General features: G+C 60.8%; 24 protein-coding genes and 3 pseudogenes. 18 read left to right on the top strand and 9 right to left on the bottom strand.

Features of this window, described 5'->3' with window-relative positions; all coding sequences use genetic code 11:
- Positions 1-345 precede the first annotated feature (345 nt).
- From RX328_RS25035 to RX328_RS25010, 6 genes are all read left to right on the top strand, one after another.
- Positions 346-492 carry a hypothetical protein gene (locus tag RX328_RS25035; RefSeq protein WP_213255034.1) on the top strand — a complete coding sequence of 49 codons (147 nt, stop codon included), beginning with the start codon at positions 346-348 and terminating at the stop codon, positions 490-492.
- Positions 493-528: 36 nt separating this feature from the next.
- Positions 529-720: a hypothetical protein gene (locus RX328_RS25030; RefSeq protein ID WP_213255037.1), complete on the top strand. Its 192-nt coding sequence runs from the start codon at positions 529-531 to the stop codon at positions 718-720.
- A gap of 621 nt (positions 721-1341) precedes the next feature.
- Positions 1342-1905 (top strand): hypothetical protein, encoded by a 564-nt coding sequence (locus tag RX328_RS25025; protein ID WP_213255039.1) that lies wholly within the window; start codon positions 1342-1344, stop codon positions 1903-1905.
- Positions 1906-2562: 657 nt separating this feature from the next.
- Positions 2563-2904: a hypothetical protein gene (locus RX328_RS25020; RefSeq protein WP_249727037.1), complete on the top strand. Its 342-nt coding sequence runs from the start codon at positions 2563-2565 to the stop codon at positions 2902-2904.
- 133 nt (positions 2905-3037) lie between these two features.
- Complete coding sequence (locus RX328_RS25015) at positions 3038-3322, top strand: hypothetical protein (RefSeq protein WP_213255041.1); 285 nt, start codon at positions 3038-3040, stop codon at positions 3320-3322.
- A gap of 1757 nt (positions 3323-5079) precedes the next feature.
- Positions 5080-5322, top strand: coding sequence for a PilZ domain-containing protein (locus RX328_RS25010; RefSeq protein WP_213255050.1), 243 nt, complete (start codon positions 5080-5082; stop codon positions 5320-5322).
- Positions 5323-5588: 266 nt separating this feature from the next.
- Here RX328_RS25010 and RX328_RS25005 read toward each other — a convergent pair whose 3' ends face one another.
- Both RX328_RS25005 and RX328_RS25000 read right to left on the bottom strand, forming a co-directional pair.
- Positions 5589-5975, bottom strand: a complete 387-nt coding sequence (locus tag RX328_RS25005) for a hypothetical protein (RefSeq protein ID WP_213255054.1) — start codon at positions 5973-5975, stop codon at positions 5589-5591.
- A 28-nt stretch (positions 5976-6003) separates the two neighbouring features.
- Positions 6004-6261, bottom strand: coding sequence for a hypothetical protein (locus tag RX328_RS25000; RefSeq protein ID WP_213255057.1), 258 nt, complete (start codon positions 6259-6261; stop codon positions 6004-6006).
- A gap of 139 nt (positions 6262-6400) precedes the next feature.
- On the opposite strand from RX328_RS25000, the pseudogene RX328_RS24995 reads away from it, so the two are divergent.
- The 6 genes and pseudogenes from RX328_RS24995 to RX328_RS24975 all read left to right on the top strand — a co-directional run.
- Positions 6401-6898: pseudogene (locus RX328_RS24995) on the top strand (CHRD domain-containing protein); the annotation flags it as partial.
- A 69-nt stretch (positions 6899-6967) separates the two neighbouring features.
- Positions 6968-7072 (top strand): annotated as a pseudogene (locus RX328_RS43825) (PEPxxWA-CTERM sorting domain-containing protein); the annotation flags it as partial.
- A gap of 1462 nt (positions 7073-8534) precedes the next feature.
- Positions 8535-8648, top strand: a pseudogene (locus RX328_RS43820) (PEPxxWA-CTERM sorting domain-containing protein); the annotation flags it as partial.
- Between the two features lie 101 nt (positions 8649-8749).
- Positions 8750-9061, top strand: a complete 312-nt coding sequence (locus tag RX328_RS24985; RefSeq protein WP_213255062.1) for an H-NS family nucleoid-associated regulatory protein — start codon at positions 8750-8752, stop codon at positions 9059-9061.
- Positions 9062-10544: 1483 nt separating this feature from the next.
- Positions 10545-10922, top strand: coding sequence for a hypothetical protein (locus RX328_RS24980; protein WP_213255064.1), 378 nt, complete (start codon positions 10545-10547; stop codon positions 10920-10922).
- Between the two features lie 211 nt (positions 10923-11133).
- Positions 11134-11535 carry a hypothetical protein gene (locus RX328_RS24975; RefSeq protein ID WP_213255067.1) on the top strand — a complete coding sequence of 134 codons (402 nt, stop codon included), beginning with the start codon at positions 11134-11136 and terminating at the stop codon, positions 11533-11535.
- A gap of 19 nt (positions 11536-11554) precedes the next feature.
- Here the strand turns inward: RX328_RS24975 and RX328_RS24970 are convergent, their stop codons facing one another.
- From RX328_RS24970 to RX328_RS24960, 3 genes are all read right to left on the bottom strand, one after another.
- Positions 11555-12037: a response regulator gene (locus RX328_RS24970; RefSeq protein WP_213255070.1), complete on the bottom strand. Its 483-nt coding sequence runs from the start codon at positions 12035-12037 to the stop codon at positions 11555-11557.
- A gap of 11 nt (positions 12038-12048) precedes the next feature.
- The gene (locus RX328_RS24965; RefSeq protein ID WP_249727041.1) at positions 12049-14364 is read right to left on the bottom strand and encodes a PAS domain S-box protein; all 2316 of its coding nucleotides are present in this window, start codon (positions 14362-14364) and stop codon (positions 12049-12051) included.
- Between the two features lie 200 nt (positions 14365-14564).
- Positions 14565-14963, bottom strand: coding sequence for a hypothetical protein (locus RX328_RS24960; protein ID WP_213255074.1), 399 nt, complete (start codon positions 14961-14963; stop codon positions 14565-14567).
- Between the two features lie 161 nt (positions 14964-15124).
- On the opposite strand from RX328_RS24960, the gene RX328_RS24955 reads away from it, so the two are divergent.
- The 4 genes from RX328_RS24955 (at position 15125) to RX328_RS24940 (ending at position 17184) form a co-directional block, all read left to right on the top strand.
- Positions 15125-15370, top strand: a complete 246-nt coding sequence (locus RX328_RS24955) for a hypothetical protein (RefSeq protein WP_213255076.1) — start codon at positions 15125-15127, stop codon at positions 15368-15370.
- A 144-nt stretch (positions 15371-15514) separates the two neighbouring features.
- The gene (locus tag RX328_RS24950) at positions 15515-16114 is read left to right on the top strand and encodes a formyltransferase family protein (protein WP_213255078.1); all 600 of its coding nucleotides are present in this window, start codon (positions 15515-15517) and stop codon (positions 16112-16114) included.
- A 202-nt stretch (positions 16115-16316) separates the two neighbouring features.
- Positions 16317-16670 (top strand): hypothetical protein, encoded by a 354-nt coding sequence (locus RX328_RS24945; RefSeq protein WP_213255080.1) that lies wholly within the window; start codon positions 16317-16319, stop codon positions 16668-16670.
- A gap of 67 nt (positions 16671-16737) precedes the next feature.
- On the top strand, positions 16738-17184 hold the full coding sequence (locus RX328_RS24940; protein ID WP_249727042.1) for a hypothetical protein: 447 nt from the start codon (positions 16738-16740) through the stop codon (positions 17182-17184).
- Between the two features lie 177 nt (positions 17185-17361).
- On the opposite strand, the gene RX328_RS24935 is transcribed toward RX328_RS24940, so the two are convergent.
- Together RX328_RS24935 and RX328_RS24930 are read right to left on the bottom strand one after the other, a co-directional pair.
- The gene (locus tag RX328_RS24935; protein WP_213255084.1) at positions 17362-17565 is read right to left on the bottom strand and encodes a hypothetical protein; all 204 of its coding nucleotides are present in this window, start codon (positions 17563-17565) and stop codon (positions 17362-17364) included.
- A gap of 78 nt (positions 17566-17643) precedes the next feature.
- Positions 17644-18042 carry a RidA family protein gene (locus RX328_RS24930; RefSeq protein WP_213255086.1) on the bottom strand — a complete coding sequence of 133 codons (399 nt, stop codon included), beginning with the start codon at positions 18040-18042 and terminating at the stop codon, positions 17644-17646.
- Between the two features lie 160 nt (positions 18043-18202).
- Here RX328_RS24930 and RX328_RS24925 point away from each other — a divergent pair, with 160 nt between their 5' ends.
- Positions 18203-19078: a DMT family transporter gene (locus tag RX328_RS24925; RefSeq protein ID WP_213255088.1), complete on the top strand. Its 876-nt coding sequence runs from the start codon at positions 18203-18205 to the stop codon at positions 19076-19078.
- A 174-nt stretch (positions 19079-19252) separates the two neighbouring features.
- On the top strand, positions 19253-20680 hold the full coding sequence (locus tag RX328_RS24920; RefSeq protein ID WP_213255090.1) for a caspase family protein: 1428 nt from the start codon (positions 19253-19255) through the stop codon (positions 20678-20680).
- 328 nt (positions 20681-21008) lie between these two features.
- Here the strand turns inward: RX328_RS24920 and RX328_RS24915 are convergent, their stop codons facing one another.
- Both RX328_RS24915 and cysK read right to left on the bottom strand, forming a co-directional pair.
- Positions 21009-21248: a BrnA antitoxin family protein gene (locus tag RX328_RS24915; protein ID WP_213255093.1), complete on the bottom strand. Its 240-nt coding sequence runs from the start codon at positions 21246-21248 to the stop codon at positions 21009-21011.
- 2 nt (positions 21249-21250) lie between these two features.
- Positions 21251-22228, bottom strand: a complete 978-nt coding sequence (gene cysK, locus RX328_RS24910) for a cysteine synthase A (RefSeq protein ID WP_213255095.1) — start codon at positions 22226-22228, stop codon at positions 21251-21253.
- Positions 22229-22373 lie beyond the last annotated feature (145 nt).

The raw sequence follows: 22373 nt of genomic DNA, 5'->3' as shown, positions 1-22373 counted from the left end.
CTCGTTGGACCGCCCTCCTCCTTCTTGAGCCGGTCCCGTTCGTCACAAAGGCCCTCGATCTTTGCCAACCTCCGCTGCAGCAAAAGCTCAGCCGCTGCAGTCGATAAGCCGGCGCGTTGAAGCTGGAGGATTTCCTTACGCTGCCTTCCGACTTGGACGCGCATGTGCTCGACTTTGGAACGGACGTGATCCAGGCCTATCCTGTGATGATCCGCGGCATCGAAATTTACAATTCCAGGCATTACAAGCCAACACCCACATCGACGTGGGAAAGGCGGCAAACACCAGCCCTGAGCTTTTTGTGCACCAATCATACTTGGGAAAGGGCAAGCTGAAGAGAGACCAGTGACTGTCTTTGTTTACGTCAACACCAGCAAGCAGGTGGGAGATCCCGAGCACAGCAAGGTGTTCGCCAATGTGGACGCCGCTGAAAAATGGTTCGAAGAAAACGATCCTGAAGGCGTAGCCTTTGAGTATGAGGTCTTGGAGTGAACCGCTGCCTTCCAATTTCAACTAGCGGAGAGCGAAATGGCTGAGAGAATAGACGTTGAGGTTACCGGCAAATCGCAGTTTGAAGTCGCCCACGACATGGCGAGGTTCATTCTAATTAATATGGAAGGGCGTCAGGTGAAGCGCATAAAGCGGCAAGAGTTCTTGCATTTGGTGGCTGACTGCATCGAGGCCTTGCGCGGCATCAAGGTCAGGGAGATTGTCGGCTAAAAGTGAGGCACTCCTGCAGGCTCCAGCCTCCACTTGTCCGCACAAGCAATCAAGTTGGTGACAAGGTTTGCGAGCGAGGACGCCGCGGAAAATGGTTTGAGGAGAATGACCCTGAAGGCGTGGCGTTCGAATATTCGGTAATCGGCAGCGCTTTGAGACCGTCAAACAAACTGACCGGTAGGTTCCCGAGTTGCGAAATCTTGTTTTTTGCACAGCGGAACTCAACCGCCGCTAGCATTTCGCCCCCCGCGCCCGTAAAAAATCAGCGGGCCGCTGGGGAAAATCGATGATCAAGGTATTGCCGACGACACGCGCCGCAGCCTTTGCGGTCGCGCTACTTTTGCCCGACTATCCTGGTGCTGACCTACGGCCTCGCCGGATCCAGCGGCAACAGCCTGGCGACGGGCGCCGCGATCACCGCCTCGATCACCGCGCGGGCGCTGTTGGCGCTGCGGCAGCCGATCCGGCTCGACATGACCGATCTTGCTTTCGGTGCGCTCGCCGCGGCCGCCGCGATCTCGAGCGCGGCCGCACCTGCCGCGCGCAGCGAAACGATCGCGTTGGCGCTGACGTTGGCGAGTTACCTGGCCGCGCGCCGCCTCGCAGATCCGTTTTGCACTGATGGCGACTGTCGGCGCCGTCCTGGTCGCTGCGGCGATCACCAGCTGCAGGCAGCAACGCCGCGGCGCGATCGTGCTGGCGCTGACGATCGTCGTCGCCGCGGCTTGCGGCCTTGCCGCCCGGCACCAGACATCGGCCAAGTTCATGCGGCAATTCCAGGCCGTCGCCGACGGCGCGATCGCGCTGGCAATACCGCCGGCCGCGGCCGCGTCAAACTACGTCCCAGCGAGCGACGTCCGCACCGCCTGCGGAATCGAGACCGACAATTCGCTGGCAATCCGGAAATTGCTGATCGGCGAAGCCCTCGGCCTGGTGCGCCAGGCCGGCCCGTTCGGCGTCGGCCTCGACGGCTTCCTGCAGCGCTCTTGTCTTGGCATGGTGCCGCACAACGCCAACCTGCAGGCCCTGATCGAACTCGGCTGGATGGGCGGCGGCGCGCTGGCGCTGTTGATGGCCGCGACCGCGCTGCGCCTGGTGCCGTTCGCACGTCAGAACCCGCCGCGGCGTTTTTGTTGTGCCCGCTCGCCTATGCCAGCGCGCTGTCGATGGTGCATGGCCGGTTGAGCCGGCAAGGCGAGCTGTTTCTGCTGCTCGGAGCTAGCGTTGGCATTCTCGCCAGCAACCGGCATGCGCGCCAAGATTCGCAGCCAGCCCCGTCCATGCGTTATTTCGGCCCCGGCCGCAGATCGGTAGCTCAGGAACAGCAATGAAACCCTTCGATCGATGGGCGATAGTGGGAGCAACAGTCCTAGTCTTAGGTACCTTTGGCATAATCTATTGGAAGGACATCGGCTTAATTGCAGTGTGTATGTTTGGTGGTACTGGCTGCCTCTGATGAACGGCGCCAGAAGAGGCCGTCAATCACCACTTGGCCGAAGCCGGCCGTCCAGCCCGGTATCCGGGCTGCAGGCTACAAAGATGGGCGGCGCTACCGACGGCGCTCCGACGGAGGCGCTGGCCGGGCTGGCAAGCTCGTCATCCCGGAACAAAAAGTAAGGCCCCGGATCGCGCCGAGGCCCTACCGCAGTGGCGAAGGGGTACATCCGTCCTCCACCTCTCTTGTACAAATTTTTCCCCACACAGAGTCCAGTCTGTCGGGTACCGAAATTCTGGCGCAAAAAATACGCCGCAGAGAACATTAATCAGAAAGGCGCGGGTAATGCGCTGATCAGCGCGAAATTCCCCGTGGACACAATGTGTCCACTTTTGGAGATTCGCGCGATGTCCACAAGCCTGAATGATACCGCCCTCGATCGCGCAGTGGCGCTGGCAATTGCAATTCGCTCTCGTTTGCGCATCCTATTGGCCCAAAAAGGAACGCTCGGCTTGGCGATGCAGCGCGCTCAGAAAATCACGCTCGGGGAAATGCGAGAGTCTGGCCTCACCCGGCTCATCGTCTACTGCGGCGATTGCCGGTGTGCGCATTCCGTCTTGATCGACGCCGGCCGCTGGGGCGACGACGTTCGCCTGTCCGACCTGGAACCGAAATTCACCCGCCAGGCATGCCGCCACCGTGGCTCGGATATCAGACCGCTTTTTGAGCAGGCGCGTATGGGAACGTGAGGTTGCTAGGCGCGCTGGATGCTGGCGCCTTGATCCTGCGTGTTAATGCTGCGTGAACGTCCAATTCAGCCGCCCTACAGGTGAAAAAGCATAAACTCCGATGGCACTTCCCCGCTCACCGGAGGGATTAGAAATGCTCTTAAACGTTGCCAGCGTGGTGCTCGCGCTGCAGCTGGGAGTACCTGCTCACCCCCTGAACGATAGCGAGCTGCCAGCCCAGGAAATCCAATACCGCGTGCCCGTCCGTCCGCCGCCGTGCGGCCATGGTTGGGATATCAGTGCTCGCGACGGCATGTGCTATCCGACCGGCTCTCTTCACCCGAGGGATCAAGCGGCGCGACAATACCGCAGGTATCGCGGCGACAGATACTATGACGACTATCCACGGCCGCGTCGCCGCCACTACTACGACGATTGAGGGGCCCACGATCGTCTGGCAGGTGCTGGGTCGCTGTAGGCCCGGCCTGCACCTTTGCGACACCAGCCGGGGGATTTTTTCAGAGCGGACATTCCGCGTTAGGCATCCAGAGGCTCCTTGATGCCACCAGGTTCTCAGTTAGAAACTGACGCCAGTCACGCGTTCGCCTCCCGTGTCCGATTGTCTGCACTGTATCTGCAAACCAGTTGCGCAACGACGGAGGTTCGTCATGGAAAGTGTCATCGTCGGCGTGGCGATCGTTATCGCGAGCTATGGAGGATGCCAGGCGCATCCTCGGAGAATACATCGCGCCAGGCCCACGAGACGCCACGCATACAGTGCATCGGCTCATCGCGGTCCTCGATAGAGATGAGGTTGTCCACGCTCGCGATCGAATGAGAAGGCGCCGGACCCTTCGCCTTGTGGAACAGAGTGCCGGGGTGAGCAAGGCGGCCCGACGCACGACGTTGCCGGACGACATACGCCGGGCCGTACCACTGCGGTCACCCACCGGAATGGCTAATTCAGGCTGCGGCCGATTCTTGGCAGAATTGGGCAACTCAGGTGCCTGACGCTCGGGCGCGGCCTCCAACTCGACGTTAGCTTCGTCAGCGTGCCGGAAGTAGCTGGTCCGACCACCATCCCATTTCACTTTGATCAAACCATCTTGTTCGGTGACGGTCCCGCGTTCCTCGCTATTCTTGCGGGCTACTCTCTGGCCCACGCGCCATGTCGAGCGCTTAGCGCTAGCTGCAACCGTTGGGATGGTACTTCTCCGGAATCTCGCCGTACGAGACAACGAATACCCTGTCCCATAGTTGCGGAACTCGGCAGCTTGGATCCGAGCAGAGCAAGGAACGATAATCACGGCGCCAGTTTTACCCGTGCACTCAAGACAACGAGGAACCGCCATGATGATCCGCTTTGCTTGCTTAGGGGCCTTCTTTGTAGCTTTTGCTCTTGCCGAACCAGCTTTGGCCGGGGGCGGATGTGGAGTCGGGTGCAGCAGCACGTCTGAAGGGGCTTGTGTCCGCGATGGATGGCAGCAAGGTTTGCCGGTTCGGAACGTGTGCCCGGCCACATCCCAGCCATCTCCGCCTTGCGGCCCATATTACCGATGGAGTCGGCAAGCCATGATGTGCATACCGCGCTAAATCGACCGGTTAGCGGCCCCGGCCATACGCAACGCACCGGGGCCGCCGCACAGAGGCCCCCGGCGGGGGCTTTGGGGGCATTGCCGGGGGAACGTTCAAAATAGTCCGCCATCAGAACGTCGTCTGTACGGCCGCCGACAAAGGAAAGGCCCGCTAGCGTGAACCGGCGGGCTTCCAGCGCATCAAGACCCGCTTCGTGCTCGCCCAATGGAAGGCCCTGCGCACGACGTTGCCGGACGACATGCGCAGAGCCATGCCACGCCAGGGCACTCCCCTTAAATGGCTTATTCAGGCTGATTTCGATTCTTGGCAGAATTGGGCACGAAGCTGCGCGCGCAGAAAATCACATTCCAAGAGATGCGCGAATTCGGTGTCGTGGTATGCGGCGATTTTCACTGTGGCCACTCGACGGTTCTCGACGCCGATCGCTGGCGGGACCATGTGTGGCTGTCGGACGCTGAGCCTCAGTTCGTCTGCTGGGCGTGCAGCAAGCAGGGCTCGGGCCGCTATTAGAAGGCACGATGTGGTTGAAACGGGTTCCGTGTTTGGAACGCTTTAAGAGTTCAGTGCTACTAAGCGGTGTTTTAAAGTGGATCTATTGCGATGGTGAATACTCGGATCGCTCCACGTGTTCGCGTGATGAAGCCGGCCAAAATCGATTACGGCGGCGACAAGTATCCTTGTATCGTTCGTGATATATCCAGCACGGGCGCGGCGCTGGACTTTTCCGAGCTGATCCGCATTCCCGATGAGTTCACATTGATCTTACCGGATGACAAGCTAAAGCTTCCTTGTCGCGTTGTGTGGCGCAGAGAGTACAGAATTGGCGTGGTCTTCGACCTGTAGCTCTACGCAGCCGCTCGGCTCCCGATGTCCGGCTGCTCTACCCTCGCCGCCCCAATGGGCATTGGCTTACGCTCTTCGCCTTCGCGCTAACAATTCGAAGCGGACAAGAATAGCTGTGCAAGCGCCCAGCGCGGCCAAGGCCATCAAGAGAACCGTCGTGAGCATGGCAAATCTCCAGCCCGATGATTCGCAATTTCTTAAACTCTGAATTATCTCAACCAAAAGCTTAAGAAAAAGTTAACGCCCACCTTCTAATGAGCCGTTGCTCAGCTCGGGATCCGGGTTGAGCCTGCCACCTCCAATGCGGTGTAAAAACGCGCACTCGCTTTCTTGTTCTCGTTGATCAATGCGAAGGTCGGATTGACTTCAGTCGCGGTCGAAGTCCCCGGGACGATCGCGCCGCTCAAAGCTGCGCTTACAAACACCTTGCACGTTTCCCGGTGATGGGCAGTCGCCGCCGCCCCAGGGTATTGATGCGCACTTCCGGCTTGTCCGGCAGCTTTTCCGCGCTCAGCGGAACGTTTTCGCCCGATGCGAGTCTTAGAGGCGATCATCGACCCCGATCTTCCATTTCCGTTTGGGTAGAGCATGGAAAAAGCGGCTGCCCATGCGATCTCGCTCGGAATTACCGGCTTTGGTGTCTGGATCCTCATTGCCGGCTCAGGCTCCAGCGTACCCGCGTTATGGATTTGCCTCGGCCTCATCACCATACTGATCGGGCTTCTGAGCGCCTTCGGTCCAACTTAGAAAACCGAGCTCCTTGTCGATTAATTGCGCTGGCAGATGCAGGGCCTGAGTCGCGGCAAGGCCGTGGCGAAGATTGGGGAGATCGGACGAATGCCCCCGTTGCCACACGTTCAAGTTGCCGTTGGATAGAGCACCAAAAGCGTCCCCAAAATAAATATGCACCTTGCGATGTATCGCACGCTGCGCCATCATTAATGGGCAGTTAATGCGGGGGTATTTAAATTTTATTTTGCGGGCAACTGCTCGGGACCCGTTTGTCCGTGATTTCTACGTTACGGGTCATTTTGCCGTCAGGAGGCCTAGTCGCTGATTTTCTGATTGGAGAAAGCATATGTTCCGTTCCTTTGCCGGTGCTACCGGACTTCTTGTCTTCGCCCTTACTTTGTCGAGCGCCGGCGCCCGCGCTGACATTTTTCTCCACGCCGACCTGAGTAATTCGGCTGAAAACCCTGCGGCAGCGCCTACAACAGGACTCGGGGCGCCGCGCCCTGCCTCGTTCGGAACGGCGGACTTCGTTCTAAACACGGCCCAGACGGCACTCAGCTTCACGGCGACGATCTTCAATATCGACTTCACCGGCACGCAAACTGCTGACACTAACGACAACCTTGTCGCCGCGCACATTCACGCCGGCCCGCTGGTAACACCGACCACTAACGGGCCTGCTGTGTGGGGATTCTTCGGTGCGCCTTTCAACGACAACAATCCGAACGATATGGTATTTACGCCATTTGCAGTCGGCGTCGGCGGCACCATCAGCGGGAAATGGGATGCGCCGGAAGGCAACGGAACGACGCTTGCCGCACAAAAAGCAAACATTCTGGGCGGCCATTCGTATATCAATTTTCACACGTTACAGTTCGGAGGTGGCGAAATTCGCGGCAACATCGGCGTCGCCGCCGTCCCTGAGCCCTCCACATGGGCGATGATGATCTTGGGCTTCGCCGGCGTCGGCTACATGACCTATCGGCGGAAGCGCCGAGCAGCGTTATTTGAAAAATAGATTCTGACGTTTGTTTTTGGCGCATTGTTAATGGGGCACTTGAAGCAACCGCCTCCATTATCAATGTCGGCCCTTCGCAGTATGTGCGTCCGAATTAGACTCAGGTAATTAGCTACAGCAGGGCTTGTTTGAATTGGCTTACTTTACCCCCAAACGGGTGAAGCGCGCTGGGGCTATTGCGCTCTTTAATCCTCGATTGACAGGCGTGTACTGCCTGCTCAAACTGAATGCTCGGCATATTTAATCAAATTCATTGTTGGAGGCAGTAATGCAATTATTTGAATCGCGGCGCGGGAAGCTGGCTACCTTTGCAATCGCGGCTTTGATTGTCGCACCAACGACCGCTCAAGCCGACATAATCGTGCAGAATACTGGAACGCCTGGCTTCCCCGGCACCTACAACTTCATTGGATACAACTCCTCCAACGTGGCATTCGGTCAGCCCGTTGCATCTCAGTTCCTGGAGTTCGGCGGACGATTTCATCCAAGCCTATCGCCGACCGCAGATCAAACCTTCGGAGCCAACACGACAGTTACGGCAAAGCAGAACGGCGTTACGATTAACGTGCCCTATGCCAATTCCATTCCCGACCCGAATGTCTTTGATAAGAAAATTGCCTACAACCCGAACCTTCTCGGATCTTGGCAGCTCACCGTCAGCAATCCGAACTACACCAACACGCTCACTGTCAATACAGCCGCAATCGACCCAACCATCGGGGTACCTCCCTTCATCACGGGAATAACGATCAGCGGCGCCTCGAACACAACTACGACGCCGACGATTACCTGGAACGCACCGACCTATAATCCGCCAGGCGGCTACCAGCAGGCGACGCGGGTCTTTATCGTGGATCTCAATAACAATAGACAGCAGATCTTCAGGATAGACCTTCCATCAGATCAGACGAGCTTTACCGTTCCCGCTTCGGCGAACCTCTCTCCTAACGGTCATTACGGCGTTGTGATCCGGGCTGATTTCAGAACCCCCAGCAATGCAACCACCGGCGCCAGTTCGCATAGCTTTTTTGATTTTCATCCCAGCGCGATATCGCAACTCGATGGCCCCATTTATGTGCCGGTCTCGTCGGCCAACGCAGTCGGTGACACCGTCTATAGCTTCCATATCGACGTCACCCACGGCCAGACCTACAACTTGGATCCGGCCGCCGCGGTGGGCTACATCTTTTCGACAGGCGATAGCGGTCCGAACTTCGCAAGCGTGAAATTGCCAGACTTGGGCTTGGGCCACCCCTACGGCCTCTATATCTGGAACGGTAGCAGTTACGTGCATGCCGCAGATCTTCTGGCCAACACCTTGTTTGACTTCGGCCCGGGCGGCGTCAGCAAGTTCAAGGTCTTGGGCATCGACGAAAGCTTAGGTCTCGATCCCAATAATTCGACGGCGTTTGTGACTCAGGTGACCTTCACCGACGACGGCGTTTTCCGGGGCACCATGACAGCGATCACTGCCGTCCCTGAACCTTCCACATGGGCGATGATGATCTTGGGCTTCGCCGGCGTCGGCTACATGACCTATCGGCGGAAGCGCCGAGCGGCTGCTGCTCTGGTCTAGGGCCGCGGTCGGTTTCTTGGTGGAAGGCCGTCGTAAGGGGCGGCTTTTCTTTTGCTAAGCGATTCATTGCGTCGCGTCACGTCGTTGCCTTGGGGCTGGGCATGAAAGACCGAGAACTGGAGAAGATGGAGCTGGACGATCTCTGGGACCTGCACCAGAGGATCATTGTGATCCTGGATCGAAAACTAGAGAACGAGAAGCGGAAGCTTGAAAACCAGCTTGATGAGCTTGGTCGCAAGTTCGGTAGCTCTCCTAGTGACCTCCCGCAACGTAGGCCTTACCCGAAGGTAGAGCCCAAGTATCGAAACCCGAACAATCCGTCACAGACGTGGTCAGGTCGGGGCAAAACCCCGCGCTGGGTTGCAGAATTGATTGCGGCTGGCAGAAACCTCGATGAGTTTAGGATTCAATAGATACCTGAGCGACCAGCCTGTCAGAGATGCACGGAGACCGCCTTCGGGCGCTCTTTTGTTGCACTAGCCGCACTACTCTACTGTCGCAGGAAGGTGAAATGGAGTTGAGACCGAAGACATCGCGGTCGGTAAGGTTGATTGGTTAGGTTAAACTGCGAACTCGATTGCCGCGCTCTGCGGCTACACCTAGTGATCAGCCACCGGACAATTCCCCAAGCGTCCGGGCCCACACCAGCAAGCCGTCAGGCGGTCATACTTCGCCTGACGGCTTTGTCCTGGAGGACGATCGGTGCACCACCTATGGCTGAGGGTGAACTACTTTATCGCTGTCGTGATCGCGATGGCCGGTTGGCTGTTCCTCATCGTCTGGATGGTGAGGCAGTTGATTTGATCGGCCGCAACAAGTACGCCGCGAACAACAAAGGCGGTCCCCACAAAGCCAGCAAGCCGTAAATTACGAGCTCCACAACGTCCATGCTCATCCCCAATGACATGTCGCTGGTCAAGCTCTGCGTAGATTCGCGCCCGGCGAAAGTAAAACAGTTTGTGCGGTGCACTCTGACGGCTAGCGCTGATCCGGTTGCCAAGTCTCAAATTCAGTGAGAGGATCATCACCGGTCACAAGACTTTGGAGCGATGCCAAATGCATACGCGATCCAAACGATATGTCAGGCGCCAGCGCGGACGACAGAAGGCGGCCGACCGTCGAGCTCACGCCAAGTACGCCCCAGCGACGCGATCCGAAAATCGCCTGGCCTTCCAAGTTGCCGCTGGGATGAAGAAGCGCTGGCCGAACGTCCTCCCCTTTTCCACTTAGCTCTGCTGTTCCTCGCCAAACCTCGCGTTCGAGATTGCTCGACCGCTGGCTGAAACAAACGGCTGCGTACCTGGTTAGTAATTAAAACACAGGAACACCGAACAAATGATCGAGCTCTCAGCGATCCTCGCCCTGATTAGCGTGGGGATCTTCGCCGCCCACGCGCTGGACGCCTACCGCACCGACTAGCGCCCAGCGGAAAAAACGTCGCCTTAGGCGCCGCGGCAGCGTTTGTCGAACGTCTGCTGCCGCTTGTCGATTTGCTGTCTGGTCGAGGTCCGTGGCCGCCGGACCGGTGAGCTGTGACCGCGGCCTTACCCTGCCGTAAAGCCCACCCCACCCATGAAGGCCGCCTCACCCAGGGCGCGATCCATCTTCTCTGCAAATTGCTTGGGCCGAAAATGGAAAGTTCCATAGCTCCGGTCCGACCGCCGATGCCGGCGCTACGGCCGGACCAATAGCGCGATAGCTTCGGCAACGACCTCAACGAGGGGCATTGGATTTGGCGGCCGCCCGAGCAGGCCTGGCTCCGTAGTGAGTGCGTCGTCATGCGCACTCGCAACCTTCATCGGTGCACACAAAATCGCTAGCGGAGCGTACAATCCGCCGTCGCCGTTTCCGGAGAGATATCGGGCAAAGTTTTGGTGTTCACCGGAGGACCGAAAGATGTTCGCCAGCATTGCCGGGATAGCCCTCGCGCTACAATTGGGAGTGCTTGCTTACCCGCAGAACGAAAGCGCCCCCTTAGCCCAGGAAATCCGGTACCGCCGTCACGGCCATCCACCGCCGTGCGGCCACGGCTACGATCTCGATGAGCGGGACGGCAAGTGCTACCCGAACGGAATGGTCCCGCCGCGGTTTCAATCGGGGCGGTATTACCCCCTGGAGTACGGCGGCGGCCGGCGGCCGGTACCATGCGGCCATGGCGCGGACGCCGATATTCGCGATGGGCTCTGCTATCCGACGGGCACGGTGCCACGGCAATACCAGGCAGGCCGCCCGGGCTATCACTATCGACGTAACGGCTATTACGAAATGCGATAGTGCGGCGATGCTGAACGTCTGCTCGCCGATCCGCAGCTATCCCGGGACTGTCATTGCCGGGATTTGACTTCCGATATCTGAATGTGTTCATGGGATATTCAGGGCGTATTTCGATATATTTGCATCGATGCAACAGCAGCCTCGTGATCGGGCGACCGGTCAGCGCGTCGTGGAAGCGCCGGCAGCTTCTGGTTTGATCGGAGACCAACTAATGATCGTCAGCATTGCCGTCGCAGCACTGGCCGCTCACTTGAGCATGACGCCCGAGAGCGCTGCTGAACCTGTCCTGCCTCAAGCCGTGCAATACCGCGTACCCGCCCATCCCCCGCCATGCGGCCATGGCTGGGATCTGAGCGCGCGCGACGGCCTCTGCTACCCGAACGGCTATCTGCATCCGCAGGAGCAGGCCGCAAGGCAGTATCCGCGTTACCATCACGGCGACGGCTACTATGGCGGCGGCCGCTACCCTGTTCGGTGTGGTCACGGCGCGGACCTCGATATCCGCGACGGTCAATGCTACCCGAACGGAACGGTGCCGCCGCAGTTTCAGGCGGGGCGCCAACGTCATTACGGCGGCGGATATGAAGGTCGCCGCTACTATTATCAGGACTGAGCATCGCGCGACGCCTCCGCTAAGACCGGCGCAATAGCGCGAGCGCCTCGACGACCACCGATACCAGCGACGCCGTCGTGTACGGCTTCGGCAGCCATCCGAGCGGGGCGTAGGGCTCGGCGCGCCCGCGCGTGTGCACATCGTCGTGCGCGGTCGCAAAGATGCAGCGAATGGCGAAGTCCTGATAGAGTTGCCGTGCGGCGTCGATACCGTCGCGGGTGCTGGCCAGGCGAATATCCATCACGGCAAGTGTCGGTTGGGCCTCGCTGGCGAGCGCGACGGCTTGCTCGGCGGTCGTGGCCGGACCGACAACTTCAAAGCCGGCTGCCGTCAGCGCGACTTCGGATTGCATGGCGATCAGGAAATCATCCTCGACGACAAGAACCCGCAGCGGATCCTGCTTCCCTTCCATGCGGCGGGTCTCTTCAGCAGGTGGTAACGAGTTCCGGTCCGGCTCGGATGGCAACGCAACATTCCCTGCGTTCTGGTGGGGCGTCGTCATCGATCACCGGCCTAGCTCTTGGCAGCAGGGAAATCGAGGCACGCCCGCGAAGGGCTTTTCGTGACGTGAAGCGTTCCGTGGAGCTGGCGTGCGAGGCCGAGTACGAGCTGGAGCCCGGACGAGGTCTTGCGCACGGCCTCGAGGTCGAACCCCTCGCCGTCATCCTCGACGCAGAGCGCCAGCCGTTCGTCATGCTCGGTCAGGCTGACCCGGACGCCCTGCCTCGCGTGATCCTTGACGCCGTGCTTCACCGCATTCGTCAGCAGCTCGTTCAATATCAGCGCGAGCGGCATCGCCACGTCGTTGGAAAGCACGCCGTGCGCCGCGCCACACTCAATTCGGGCATCCGGCGGCAGCAATTGCCGAATGGTTTCGCAGACTGCCGGCAGAAATTCCTCCGCAGCGAAGCGGCTGGCGTCGATTCGGCCGTACAGTACGCGCTGCGCCGCCGCCATGGCTGCGATCCGCGCGCTGGCTTCATTCAGGACTTTGCGCGCCTCCTCGCTGTGTGCGGTCCTTGCCGCGGAGAAAAGCAGCGACTGCAGCATCTGCATGTTGTTCTTGGTGCGATGATTGAGTTCATCGAGCAAAAGTCGTTGCTGGGTTTCGGCCTGCCGCCGCTCGCTGATGTCAACCAGCATGTTGATTGCGCCGGTGATCTTACCGGAGGAGTCCCGCAGCGGCGTCGGGAACGGAATGAACGGCACCCGCGTCCCATCCGGCCGTTCGGCAACTGCCTCGGCGCCGCGCACGGCGCGTCCTTCCTTCAGCGCAACCGCCATCGGACACTGGTCGTGCGGAAGTGGCGTTCCGTCGGGATTCAAGAGCTTCCAGGTGACACACCATTCGTCGCTGCCGAGCGCGGGCGTCCGCCCCGAGAATTCGACTGCCGCCGGATTGAAATAGGTAATTTTCCCCTGCGCGTCGGTCGTGTAGACCGCGGCGGGAATCGCCGCGAGCAATTCCGAAAGACGCTGCTCGCTCTCCCGCAGCTTGCGTTCGGCTTGCTTGCGATCGGTGATGTCGCGGGCGATCTTCGACGCGCCGACGATAGTTCCTGCGCGGTCGCGCACGGGCGAGACGGTCAACGAGATGTCCAGAAGGCTCCCGTCCTTCCGCCGGCGAACCGTTTCGTAATGGTGGATGCGCTCGCCTCGCCGTATGCGCGCGAGAATCCCCGGCTCCTCGTTTTCGCGTCCTGGCGGAAAAAGAATCGTCACGGGCTTGCCGATGACCTCGCCGGCGGTATAGCCGAACAGCCGCTCGGCGCCTGAATTCCAGGTCTGGATAATCCCGTTCATATCCTTGCTGATAATCGCATCGTCGGAAGATTCCACGATGGACACGAGTTGTTGCGCACGCTCTTCGGCGACGCTCCGCGCCTGTTCCTCCCGCAGCCGCGCGATGCCAAAGCCGAGTTGCCGCGCAAGTGTCAGTGCGACGTCGATCTCCGGTTTGGTGAAGTGATGCGGCCCGTCGTAATAGGCCATGAATTTTCCGGCGAGCCGGCCGCCGATCAGGATCGGAATGAAAGCAACGGCTGCGATATGTTCTCGCGCGATCGTTTCCTTGAGGGTGTCGGGAAGATCGGACATGCCGACGTCCTCGAAACAGACCGGTCGCGGACTTCGCTCATCCCTGCCCCATGGCGAGTGGCCTTCAACGGCCTTCCGATATCCGTCCGAAAGACCCCGCCATCCAACGAAGCGCATCACGTCGTTGTCGTCAAACAGGAGAATGGAAGCGCGCTGGCAGGCGAGCGCGCCGAGGATAGCGTCCAGGCCGGCGTCGTAAACGTCTGGAAATGATGTGGCGGATTGCAGCCCTTCCGAGAACTGGAAAAGCGCCGCCTGCTCTTCGCTGCGCCGCGCCAGCGCCTGTTCGGCTGCCTTGCGGGCGCTGATGTCGTGCTGAACGCGCACCGCATAAAGAAAATTTCCAGACGCATCGCGAACGCTTGAGGACGTCACCTCCGCCCAGAAGTACGAGCCGTCCTTGCGCGCGACACGCTTTTCGATGGTGTAGCGATCGATTTCACCCGCGATCTGTCGCCTGAACTGCGCGAGATCCCGCGCGACGTCCTGTGGCGAGGTCTCGTCAAAAATGGAGCGGCCGAGCAAGTCGGCCGCTTCTCGTCCCACCAGTTCGCAGGCCTTCTGATTGACGCGCAGCATCCGCCCGGCCTCATCGATCTCCACGATGCCGACGCCGACACGTTCGTAGGTGACAGCCAGCCTGTCTTCATGGCGAGGCAGATGAGGCACGTCCAGGAGGGCGGACCGGCCTGGCTGGGAGAAAGTCTTCGCCGTCCGTCGCTGGAAGTTCATTCCCGCCATCCCCGCCAAAGGGCAATTTTGCGTTGCACGATACTCGGTGTCGGCACATGGAGGGACCAGCACGCACGACCGCTGAGCGTTTGACCTTGGACAAATCCGGCAAGAGAAAATTTGTTCCTAGCTGTGGCCGGGCGCGGAGTATCAGTCTTCCGGCGCGCTTCGTGTCCCGCAGGATGGATCGGAATTGATCGCTAGCACCCGCGGCAGATCCCGGTGAACGAACTCACCTCGGGCCGCCCCCGCGGGCGAACCGGCGGCGGCTTGCGCGGGCGGGCCTTGCGCGCACTGACGATCCGCTGCGAGGCGGTTGGATATGGCGGCGTCACGACACGTGCGCGCGGCGCCTCAACTGCGCCGTAGGAGACGGCCGGCGGCGGGGGGTTGGCGCGGAGCGGTGGCACGTTCGCGGCATTGCCGATGCCGCTGGGATCGGAGAGCGCCCTGGGGTTGGCCGGTCCGAACGGCACGCCCGATATCGGCGAATTCCCCGCGCCAGCCGAGCCGGCTGGCGGCGTCAGTTGTGCGAATGCCTTTACGGGAACGATCAGGCTGAGCGCCACGAAGAGAACAAGCGCCGGATTGCGGGACATCGAGGTCTCTCCAGGAGGCGTCCATCCAATGAATATGTAGGGCGCGCGTTCCCCAGCTTCCAGGCGGGCCCATTTCGTGCTGTCCGCCCTGTTACGGAGTAGGCGTCGGCGGGAGAATCAGTCCTAATCAAGGCGCGATCACGTTTTGGGATTCCGGCGGCATGAACCAGCCCGAAGTGCTCGATTCCGATATCCGCGCCCTGCAGCAATGGCTGCGCGCTGCCTGGCAGCAGCTTGGCGATCCCACCCTCACCGCCTTCGCCCGGCGCGAGCTGCGCAACCAGATGAAGCAGTGCAGCGCCGACTTGCGGGTGTGCCTGCAAAGGGTGGCTGAACAACAGCCCGAGCCGGCCCGATCACCGGCCTCGCCCCATTCCAGGCCAGGACTGCGGATCCTGTCATGGTAACGGAACAGGATTAGGCGCCTGCCGCTCCGCCTGTGCTCAGCCGGTCGGCCCTGTTGATAACCCGCGAGCCTGTTGGCGAGCATCGAAACAGGCCGGCATCGTGTGCTATCGGCATATCGGCCTGATTAACGACGGACGGAACACATGCGGATTACCCTGGTCGGTTCCCGCCATTTTGGCGTGACGACATTCAACACGCTGCGCCAACACGGGGTCGATATCATCCGCGTTGTCGTCCACGATGGCGAGGACCGGCTTGCCGCCACCGCGCGGGCCGCCGGGATCGAGGTCGTCGTGCAGGCCCATCCGAAACGGGTGCTCGCATCGGAAATCGGGCCCGGTACCGACCTGATCGTAACCGCGCACAGCCATGCCCGCGTCACCAGGGAAGCGCTGGCCACCGCCAAACTCGGCGGCATCGGCTATCACCCCTCGCTCCTGCCCCGGCACCGCGGCATCGCCGCCGTCGAATGGACCATCAAGGAAGGCGATCCGATCGCCGGCGGTACCGTCTACCACCTCGCCGACCGGATGGATGCCGGTGCCATCGCCGCGCAGGAGTGGGTGTTCGTCAAGAAGGGAGAGACCGCGCGCGAGCTCTGGGAGCGAGCGCTGGCCCCGCTGGGCCAGAAACTGCTCGCTGACGTCATCTTTCACGCCAAGACCCACAACAACCTTCCTGCGACACCGCAGGAAGAGGAGTTCGCCACCCAAGCGCCGAGCCTGCCCGACAGTAAGCATTGATCACTACTATAATACCGTTGCGCCCTGTAAATAGGTCGCAAACGAGACCAAATTGCGAAGTTTTCGTTCCACGGCCGGAACTGGATTCACCTTGATGTGTTTGAGATCGCGGGAACTTTCCACAGTGTTGCGGCGCACCCAAGTTTGGACACATTGTGACCAGATAAGGCAAGCCATCACACACATTTCGGGGACTTGATCCATGCGCTCCAATCGCATTCACAACCTGTTGTTTGTTTCGTTGCTTGCTTCCGCCGCCACCTTCGCCACCGCTCCCGCCTCCGCCCAGTCCCCCTATGACGGTCTTTGGCAGGTCACCGTTGTCACAAAAACGGGCAATTGCGATGCGCAGACTACCTCGACCGTGAATGTCACCGGCGGCAAGATTTCGGGCGGTCCCGTCTCTGGCAGCGTCGGCAGCGGGGGACTTGTGCGAGTCTCGATCAATGGTGCATATGCGAACGGTCAACTCAGTGGCAACTCCGGATCGGGGAAATGGAATGGGGCTTCAGCTGGTGTCGCATGTAGCGGTCGATGGGAAGCGTCCCGTCAGTAAGGCAAGCCAGACTTTTGAATTTTCTGCCCAAGCGCGGCGGCTGACATTCGCAGCCGTCGCTTTTTTTATGACGGCACTTTTTACGACGGTGTTGGCCGCTTCCACGAGCTACGCTCAGTCCAGTACGTTCGCCGGCATGGCCGGCACATGGTCCGGTCCCGGCACGGTGACCTTGGACGACGGTTCGAGCGAGCGGATCCGCTGCCGCTCCACTTACAAGGTGAGCGGGGCCAGCATGGAAATGGTTCTCACCTGCGCCAGCGACGCCTACAGGTTCAACCTGCAAGCGGCGGTGGTCGCAGCCGGCGGCGAAGTCAACGGCACCTGGACCGAAACCAGCCGGAATATCGGCGGCAGCATCCAGGGCCGCGGGGCTAGCGGCAGTTTCCAGGTGATCGCTCAGGCGGCCGGATTCACCGCCAATATCTCGCTGAAGACCACCGGCAACAAGCAGCAGATCGCCATGAGGGCCGACAGCCAGTTCCGCGCTGCCAGTATTTCGCTGTCGAAGTAGGTCAATCCGCACCGCCACCCTGTCATCGCCCGCCAGCGGGTCGCGCGAATGCGTGCCCGATGACAGGCTCCGGCGGGTGATCCAGTATTCCAGAGATATTCGGGATAACTCGATGGGCCGCAGCGTACTGGATACCCCGCTTTCGCGGGGTATGACGGCGAGCGATTATTCGCGCTCTTAACTCGTCTTCGGCTTCTCGAGCTTCGCCGCGGTGTCCTTGATCGTCTTGGCGATCAGTAAGGCCTGCTCCTTGTTGAACGCAAAGTCCTGCACGCCGCGGTGCGTGGTCAGCGACAGTACCATGATGTCGGGCTGGTGCTCGGGCCAGCCGGTTGCGAAGGCGGTCACGAAATCTGCAGAGGTCGATCGAGTAGTGGTCATTGGCTCACGGTATCCTTTTGCCTTTTCCGGCGCGCCTGATCAAACGGACAGCGTCCCTCCGGTGGGTGTGATGTCTGGTTACGCCTTCGGAACAAAGGCGGTGACTTCGATTTCGACCTTGGCCCGGACGTCGACCAGCCCGTCGATGTAGAGCAGCGTTGACGGCGGGAAATTGCGCCCCAGTGTTTCCTTCCAGGCCGCACCGATGCCGGGACCTGCGGCCTCGTATTCGCTGCGGCTGGTCAGGTACCAAGTCAAGCGCACGATGTGCTCTGGGCCGGCGCCTGCTTCCCCAAGCAGCTTGACGATGCGCTTGAGCGCCGTGCCGACCTGCGCGGCCATGTCGGGAGCATAGTCGCCCTTCTCGTCGCCGCCGGTCTGGCCGGCCAGCACGATCCATTTACCGGGGCCGTCGACCTCGACACCATGCGAGAAGCCGCGGGGTTTCGACCATTCGGCCGGTTGCAAGATGCGCATGCGTAAGTCCTCCCTTGAGACCGCCGCTCTTAGCACTGAACGGGGAGCGGCTCCCACAGCGAAATTGCGATGGCGTGCATCGCTGCCCCCGCGCATTTGCGCGTTGCAAATTGTGGCGCGCGCGCCGATACCGGCCTGCCCTCAACCGATCTCCCCCCGAATGGACCGCACACCCTCCAAAACCCTGGCCGCGCTGTGGATGGCCGGCTGGCTGACCCTGATGCTGATCATCGCGATCGCCGGACGCGAAGCGGCGCGCGAGATCAACGTGTTCCAGCTCATGGAGATGCGCTCGGTCCTCGGCTTTCTGATGCTGTACCCGCTGATCCGCGCCAGGGGCGGATTTGCCATGATGAAGACGGCGCGGCTGCCGCAGCACGTTGCACGCAACCTCATTCACTACGGCGCGCAGCTCGGCTGGTTCCTTGCGCTGACGCTGATCCCGATCGGTCAGGTGGTGGCGATCGAATTCACCATGCCGATCTGGACCGCGATCCTGGCCGCGACGTTTCTCGGCGAGCGCACGACACCCTGGAAGATCGCCGCAATCGTGCTCGGAATCGTCGGCGTCTTCGTGATCGTTCGTCCTGCTGCCAGCGAGATCAATCCGGGGCAATTGATCGCGCTGGCAGCCGCGGTCGGGTTCGGCGTTTCGGTGGCGATGGTGAAGTCGCTCACCCGGACCGAGCAGACACTCTCGATCCTGTTCTGGATGCTGGTGATACAGTCGGCGGCCGGTCTCTTCCCCGCGCTCTACGTCTGGACGTGGCCGCCAGCCCATCTCTGGGGCTGGGTGGTGGTAATCGCGTTTTGCGGCACGTTTTCCCACTACTGCATGGCGCGCGCGATGCTGCACGCGGATGCTACCGTGGTGATCCCGATGGATTTTCTGCGGGTCCCATTGAGCGCCGCCGCTGGCTGGCTGATCTATTCGGAACGGCTGGATGCATTCACCGTGCTCGGCGCGGCGCTGATCCTCACTGGCAATCTGTTGAACCTGAAACCGAATCCTTCGCCTGCGCGCGTGCAAGGCTGAAGTTTATTTTCCCGGCTGTGATCTAGATCACGCTACGCCGCGTGTCGCGACGGTAACGGATGGCTCCGGATTTGGCCGTTCGGCTGCTTTTTTGTGGTGCGAAGCGGGCGATATTTGTAATGTCCAGCCAGCGTTACAGCCAAAGCCTTTGTTGATTCTGCAGGGGGATTTCATATGCGTTACCCAACGCTCATTTTGTCCGTCATATGCACGGTCTTTGCGGCCGGAACCGCTCAAGCCGAAAAGCGCGTCGCTTTCGTCGTCGGCAACGGCACCTACAAGAACGTCGCTCCGCTTCCGAATCCTTCCGTGGACGCAAAGGCGATGGCCGCCGCGCTGCGCAACGTCGGATTCGAGGTGGTCGAAGGCTCCAACCTCACGCGCGACAAGATGACCGAACGTTTGCTCGACTTCGGCAAGAAGGCGCAAGGCGCCGACGTCGCGCTGTTCTTCTATGCCGGCCACGGCATTGCGATCTCCGGCACGAACTATCTGTTGCCGATCGACGCCGACATCAAATCCGAAATGGATGTCAAGCTCGGTGCCGCGATCAATATCGACCTCACTCTCGAGCAGACGATGGGCGATGCCAAGGTCAAGCTGGTGTTCCTCGACGCCTGCCGCGACAACCCGTTCGCAGCCAAAATCAAGTCGAACTCCGCCACCCGCAGCGTCAATGTGCAGACCGGTCTGGCCGAGATGAAGTCCGGCGAAGGCACGCTGATCGCCTTTGCGACCGGCCCGGGCCAGACCGCGCTCGACGGCCAGGAAGGCGGCAACAGCCCGTTCACGCGCGCCCTGCTCGCCAACCTCACCCAGCCCGGCGTCGAGATCCAGCAGGCGATGACCAAGGTCCGCGCCCAAGTCAACGAAGAGACCAACAAGGGTCAGCTCCCCTGGGGTCACACCAACCTGATCGGCGCGGTCTACCTGAACGGCGCGCCCGCGCCCGGCGCCGTGGCGGCTGCAGCACCGGCGGCAGGTGCAAAGCCGGGGTCCGACGTCGAACTGGAGTTCTGGCGCTCGATCAAGGATTCCAACAAGCCGGAAGAGTTCAACGCCTACTTGACCAACTATCCTAACGGTCAGTTCCGCTCGCTGGCGCTGTCGCGGATTGCCTCGCTCGAGAGCGGCGCAAAGGATGCAACCCGCAACCTGAGCACGGGCATCGATCCCGCGACCTTCAAGGAAGAAGCAAACCAGACCACCGAGGATCAGATCGGCCTCGACAAAGGCCAGCGCCGCGACGTGCAGCGCCGCCTCAACGGGCTCGGTTTCGATACCAAGGTCACGGGCCAGTTCGACGCCCCGACGCGCGCCGTGATCACGCGCTGGCAAGCGGCGCGCGGCTATCCGAAGAGCGGCTATCTGAACAGGCTGCAGCACAAGGCGCTGCTGACGGAGATCGTGGCGGCTGCACCGACTGCGAGTTCCGATGAGGAGCGTCCCGCTCCCAAGCGCCGCGCCCCCAGCACCGTTCAGGCGCAGCCTCAAGCGCAGCCGCAGCAGCCCCCGCCGCAGCGCCAGTACAGCAACCCCGGCCCCGATCCGGCCGGTGCCGGACGCTTCATCGGCGGCGTCGTCGGCGGCATGTTGCGCTGACGGCAAGCGACCCATCTGCCAAAAAGGCCCGGGATCATCCCGGGCCTTTTCATTTGGCACGCCGCAGATCAATGCAGCCTAGAGCATGATGAAATTGGGTTTGATTGCGATCACGAAGGAGGTGCGCTCCCTCTCCTGCCTGCGGGGGAGGGCTGGGGTGGGGTGTCTCCGCGGGCGACACTACCCGAGTGGAGAGAGCCCCCACCCGGCGCTTCGCGCCGACCTAAGAGCGAGCTTCGCTCGTCTCGACCCCGCAAGCGGGAGAGGTGAAGCGCGTCTGCGGCCCAATCGATCTAACCAAATCATCATGCTCTAGTCTAAGAGCGCTCTATTTGCCTGCAGCCTTTCGCAGCGCCTCGTTGATGCGATCCTGCCAACCCGGACCACCCCCCTGAAACCATTCCAGCACATCCTGATCGATCCGCAGCGTGACCTGCTCGCGCACGCCGGGAACAGCGGCTTGTTTGGCCGGTGCTTGTGCCACCTTGGCGGTCGCGCGCTTGAATGCGGCCTCGGCTTCGGTGCGCGCATCGTTCAGGGTTCTCGGCCGCCGCGGCTGGTCCGCCATCGCTAAATTCCTTCAAACAAGGCCGTCGACAGATACCGCTCGGAGAATGACGGCACGACAGCCAAAATGGTCTTGCCGGCGCTCTCGGGACGCTTGCCGATCGCAAGCGCCGCCGCGATCGCAGCACCTGAGGAGATGCCGCCGGGAATGCCCTCCATGCGCGCCAGCGCACGCGAGATTTCGATCGCCGTCGGGCCGTTGACCCTGACGATCTCATCGATCACAGAGCGATCCAGAATGTCCGGAATGAAACCGGCGCCGATGCCCTGGATCTTGTGCGGCGTATGCTGGCCGCCGCCCAGCACCGGGCTTTCCTCCGGCTCGACGGCAACGATCCGCAAAGACGGCTTGCGCGGTTTCAGCACCTGGCCGACGCCGGTGATGGTGCCGCCGGTGCCAACGCCGGCGACGAAGAAATCGATATTGCCGCCGGTGTCATTCCAGATCTCTTCCGCTGTGGTGCGGCGGTGAATTTCGGGGTTGGCGAGGTTCTTGAACTGCTGCGGCATCACGGCGTTCGGCGTGGTCCGCACCAGTTCCTCAGCGGTTGCGATCGAGCCCTTCATGCCCTGCGCGGCGGGCGTCAGGATGATCTCGGCGCCGAGGAACGCCAGCATCTTGCGCCGTTCGATCGACATCGATTCCGGCATCACCAGCTTGAGCCGGTAGCCGCGCGATGCCGCGACAAACGCCAGCGCAATGCCGGTATTGCCTGACGTCGGCTCGATCAGCACGGTGTCGGCGTTGATCACGCCGGCTTTTTCCATCGCGATCACCATCGCCGCGCCAATGCGGTCTTTGACGCTCGCGGCGGGATTGAAATATTCGAGCTTGGCCAGGATGGTTGCGCTAACACCATGCTGCTCCGGCAGTTTGCGCAAACGAACGATCGGCGTGTCACCAATCGCGTCGACGATGGAGTCGAAGACCCGTCCCCGCCCCGGACGTTGCGCTGCACTCGCGGCTGAGGACGCATCCATCTCAACACTCCTGTGACGACTATGTGCGGGGAATTGGCGGCTGTTCCTACTTAGGAGGCGCTAGCATTGATGCGCAAGCTGAAATCAACGCACTGAAGAATTCGCTGCATTGCAAAACAAGAACGTCGCTAAATATCGCGAAATG

The sequence above is a fragment of the Bradyrhizobium sp. sBnM-33 genome (genome assembly GCF_032917945.1).
In the GTDB taxonomy this organism is placed as follows: domain Bacteria; phylum Pseudomonadota; class Alphaproteobacteria; order Rhizobiales; family Xanthobacteraceae; genus Bradyrhizobium.
This window is presented reverse-complemented; position numbering and strand designations above follow the sequence as displayed.

Bases quoted from the DNA above. Each gene is read 5' to 3' on its own strand.
- RX328_RS25020 (WP_249727037.1), top strand. From the start codon at position 2,563: ATGTCCACAAGCCTGAATGATACCGCCCTCGATCGCGCAGTGGCGCTG.
- RX328_RS24975 (WP_213255067.1), top strand. From the start codon at position 11,134: ATGATCGTCAGCATTGCCGTCGCAGCACTGGCCGCTCACTTGAGCATG.
- RX328_RS24940 (WP_249727042.1), top strand. From the start codon at position 16,738: ATGACGGCACTTTTTACGACGGTGTTGGCCGCTTCCACGAGCTACGCT.
- RX328_RS25005 (WP_213255054.1), bottom strand. From the start codon at position 5,975: ATGAGGATCCAGACACCAAAGCCGGTAATTCCGAGCGAGATCGCATGG.
- RX328_RS24955 (WP_213255076.1), top strand. From the start codon at position 15,125: ATGAACCAGCCCGAAGTGCTCGATTCCGATATCCGCGCCCTGCAGCAA.
- RX328_RS24950 (WP_213255078.1), top strand. From the start codon at position 15,515: ATGCGGATTACCCTGGTCGGTTCCCGCCATTTTGGCGTGACGACATTC.
- RX328_RS24985 (WP_213255062.1), top strand. From the start codon at position 8,750: ATGAAAGACCGAGAACTGGAGAAGATGGAGCTGGACGATCTCTGGGAC.
- RX328_RS25030 (WP_213255037.1), top strand. From the start codon at position 529: ATGGCTGAGAGAATAGACGTTGAGGTTACCGGCAAATCGCAGTTTGAA.
- RX328_RS24945 (WP_213255080.1), top strand. From the start codon at position 16,317: ATGCGCTCCAATCGCATTCACAACCTGTTGTTTGTTTCGTTGCTTGCT.
- RX328_RS24925 (WP_213255088.1), top strand. From the start codon at position 18,203: ATGGACCGCACACCCTCCAAAACCCTGGCCGCGCTGTGGATGGCCGGC.
- RX328_RS24920 (WP_213255090.1), top strand. From the start codon at position 19,253: ATGCGTTACCCAACGCTCATTTTGTCCGTCATATGCACGGTCTTTGCG.
- RX328_RS24960 (WP_213255074.1), bottom strand. From the start codon at position 14,963: ATGTCCCGCAATCCGGCGCTTGTTCTCTTCGTGGCGCTCAGCCTGATC.
- RX328_RS24980 (WP_213255064.1), top strand. From the start codon at position 10,545: ATGTTCGCCAGCATTGCCGGGATAGCCCTCGCGCTACAATTGGGAGTG.
- RX328_RS24930 (WP_213255086.1), bottom strand. From the start codon at position 18,042: ATGCGCATCTTGCAACCGGCCGAATGGTCGAAACCCCGCGGCTTCTCG.
- RX328_RS24970 (WP_213255070.1), bottom strand. From the start codon at position 12,037: ATGACGACGCCCCACCAGAACGCAGGGAATGTTGCGTTGCCATCCGAG.
- RX328_RS24935 (WP_213255084.1), bottom strand. From the start codon at position 17,565: ATGACCACTACTCGATCGACCTCTGCAGATTTCGTGACCGCCTTCGCA.
- RX328_RS25010 (WP_213255050.1), top strand. From the start codon at position 5,080: ATGGTGAATACTCGGATCGCTCCACGTGTTCGCGTGATGAAGCCGGCC.
- RX328_RS24965 (WP_249727041.1), bottom strand. From the start codon at position 14,364: ATGAACTTCCAGCGACGGACGGCGAAGACTTTCTCCCAGCCAGGCCGG.
- RX328_RS24915 (WP_213255093.1), bottom strand. From the start codon at position 21,248: ATGGCGGACCAGCCGCGGCGGCCGAGAACCCTGAACGATGCGCGCACC.
- RX328_RS25000 (WP_213255057.1), bottom strand. From the start codon at position 6,261: ATGATGGCGCAGCGTGCGATACATCGCAAGGTGCATATTTATTTTGGG.
- cysK (WP_213255095.1), bottom strand. From the start codon at position 22,228: ATGGATGCGTCCTCAGCCGCGAGTGCAGCGCAACGTCCGGGGCGGGGA.
- RX328_RS25025 (WP_213255039.1), top strand. From the start codon at position 1,342: ATGGCGACTGTCGGCGCCGTCCTGGTCGCTGCGGCGATCACCAGCTGC.
- RX328_RS25015 (WP_213255041.1), top strand. From the start codon at position 3,038: ATGCTCTTAAACGTTGCCAGCGTGGTGCTCGCGCTGCAGCTGGGAGTA.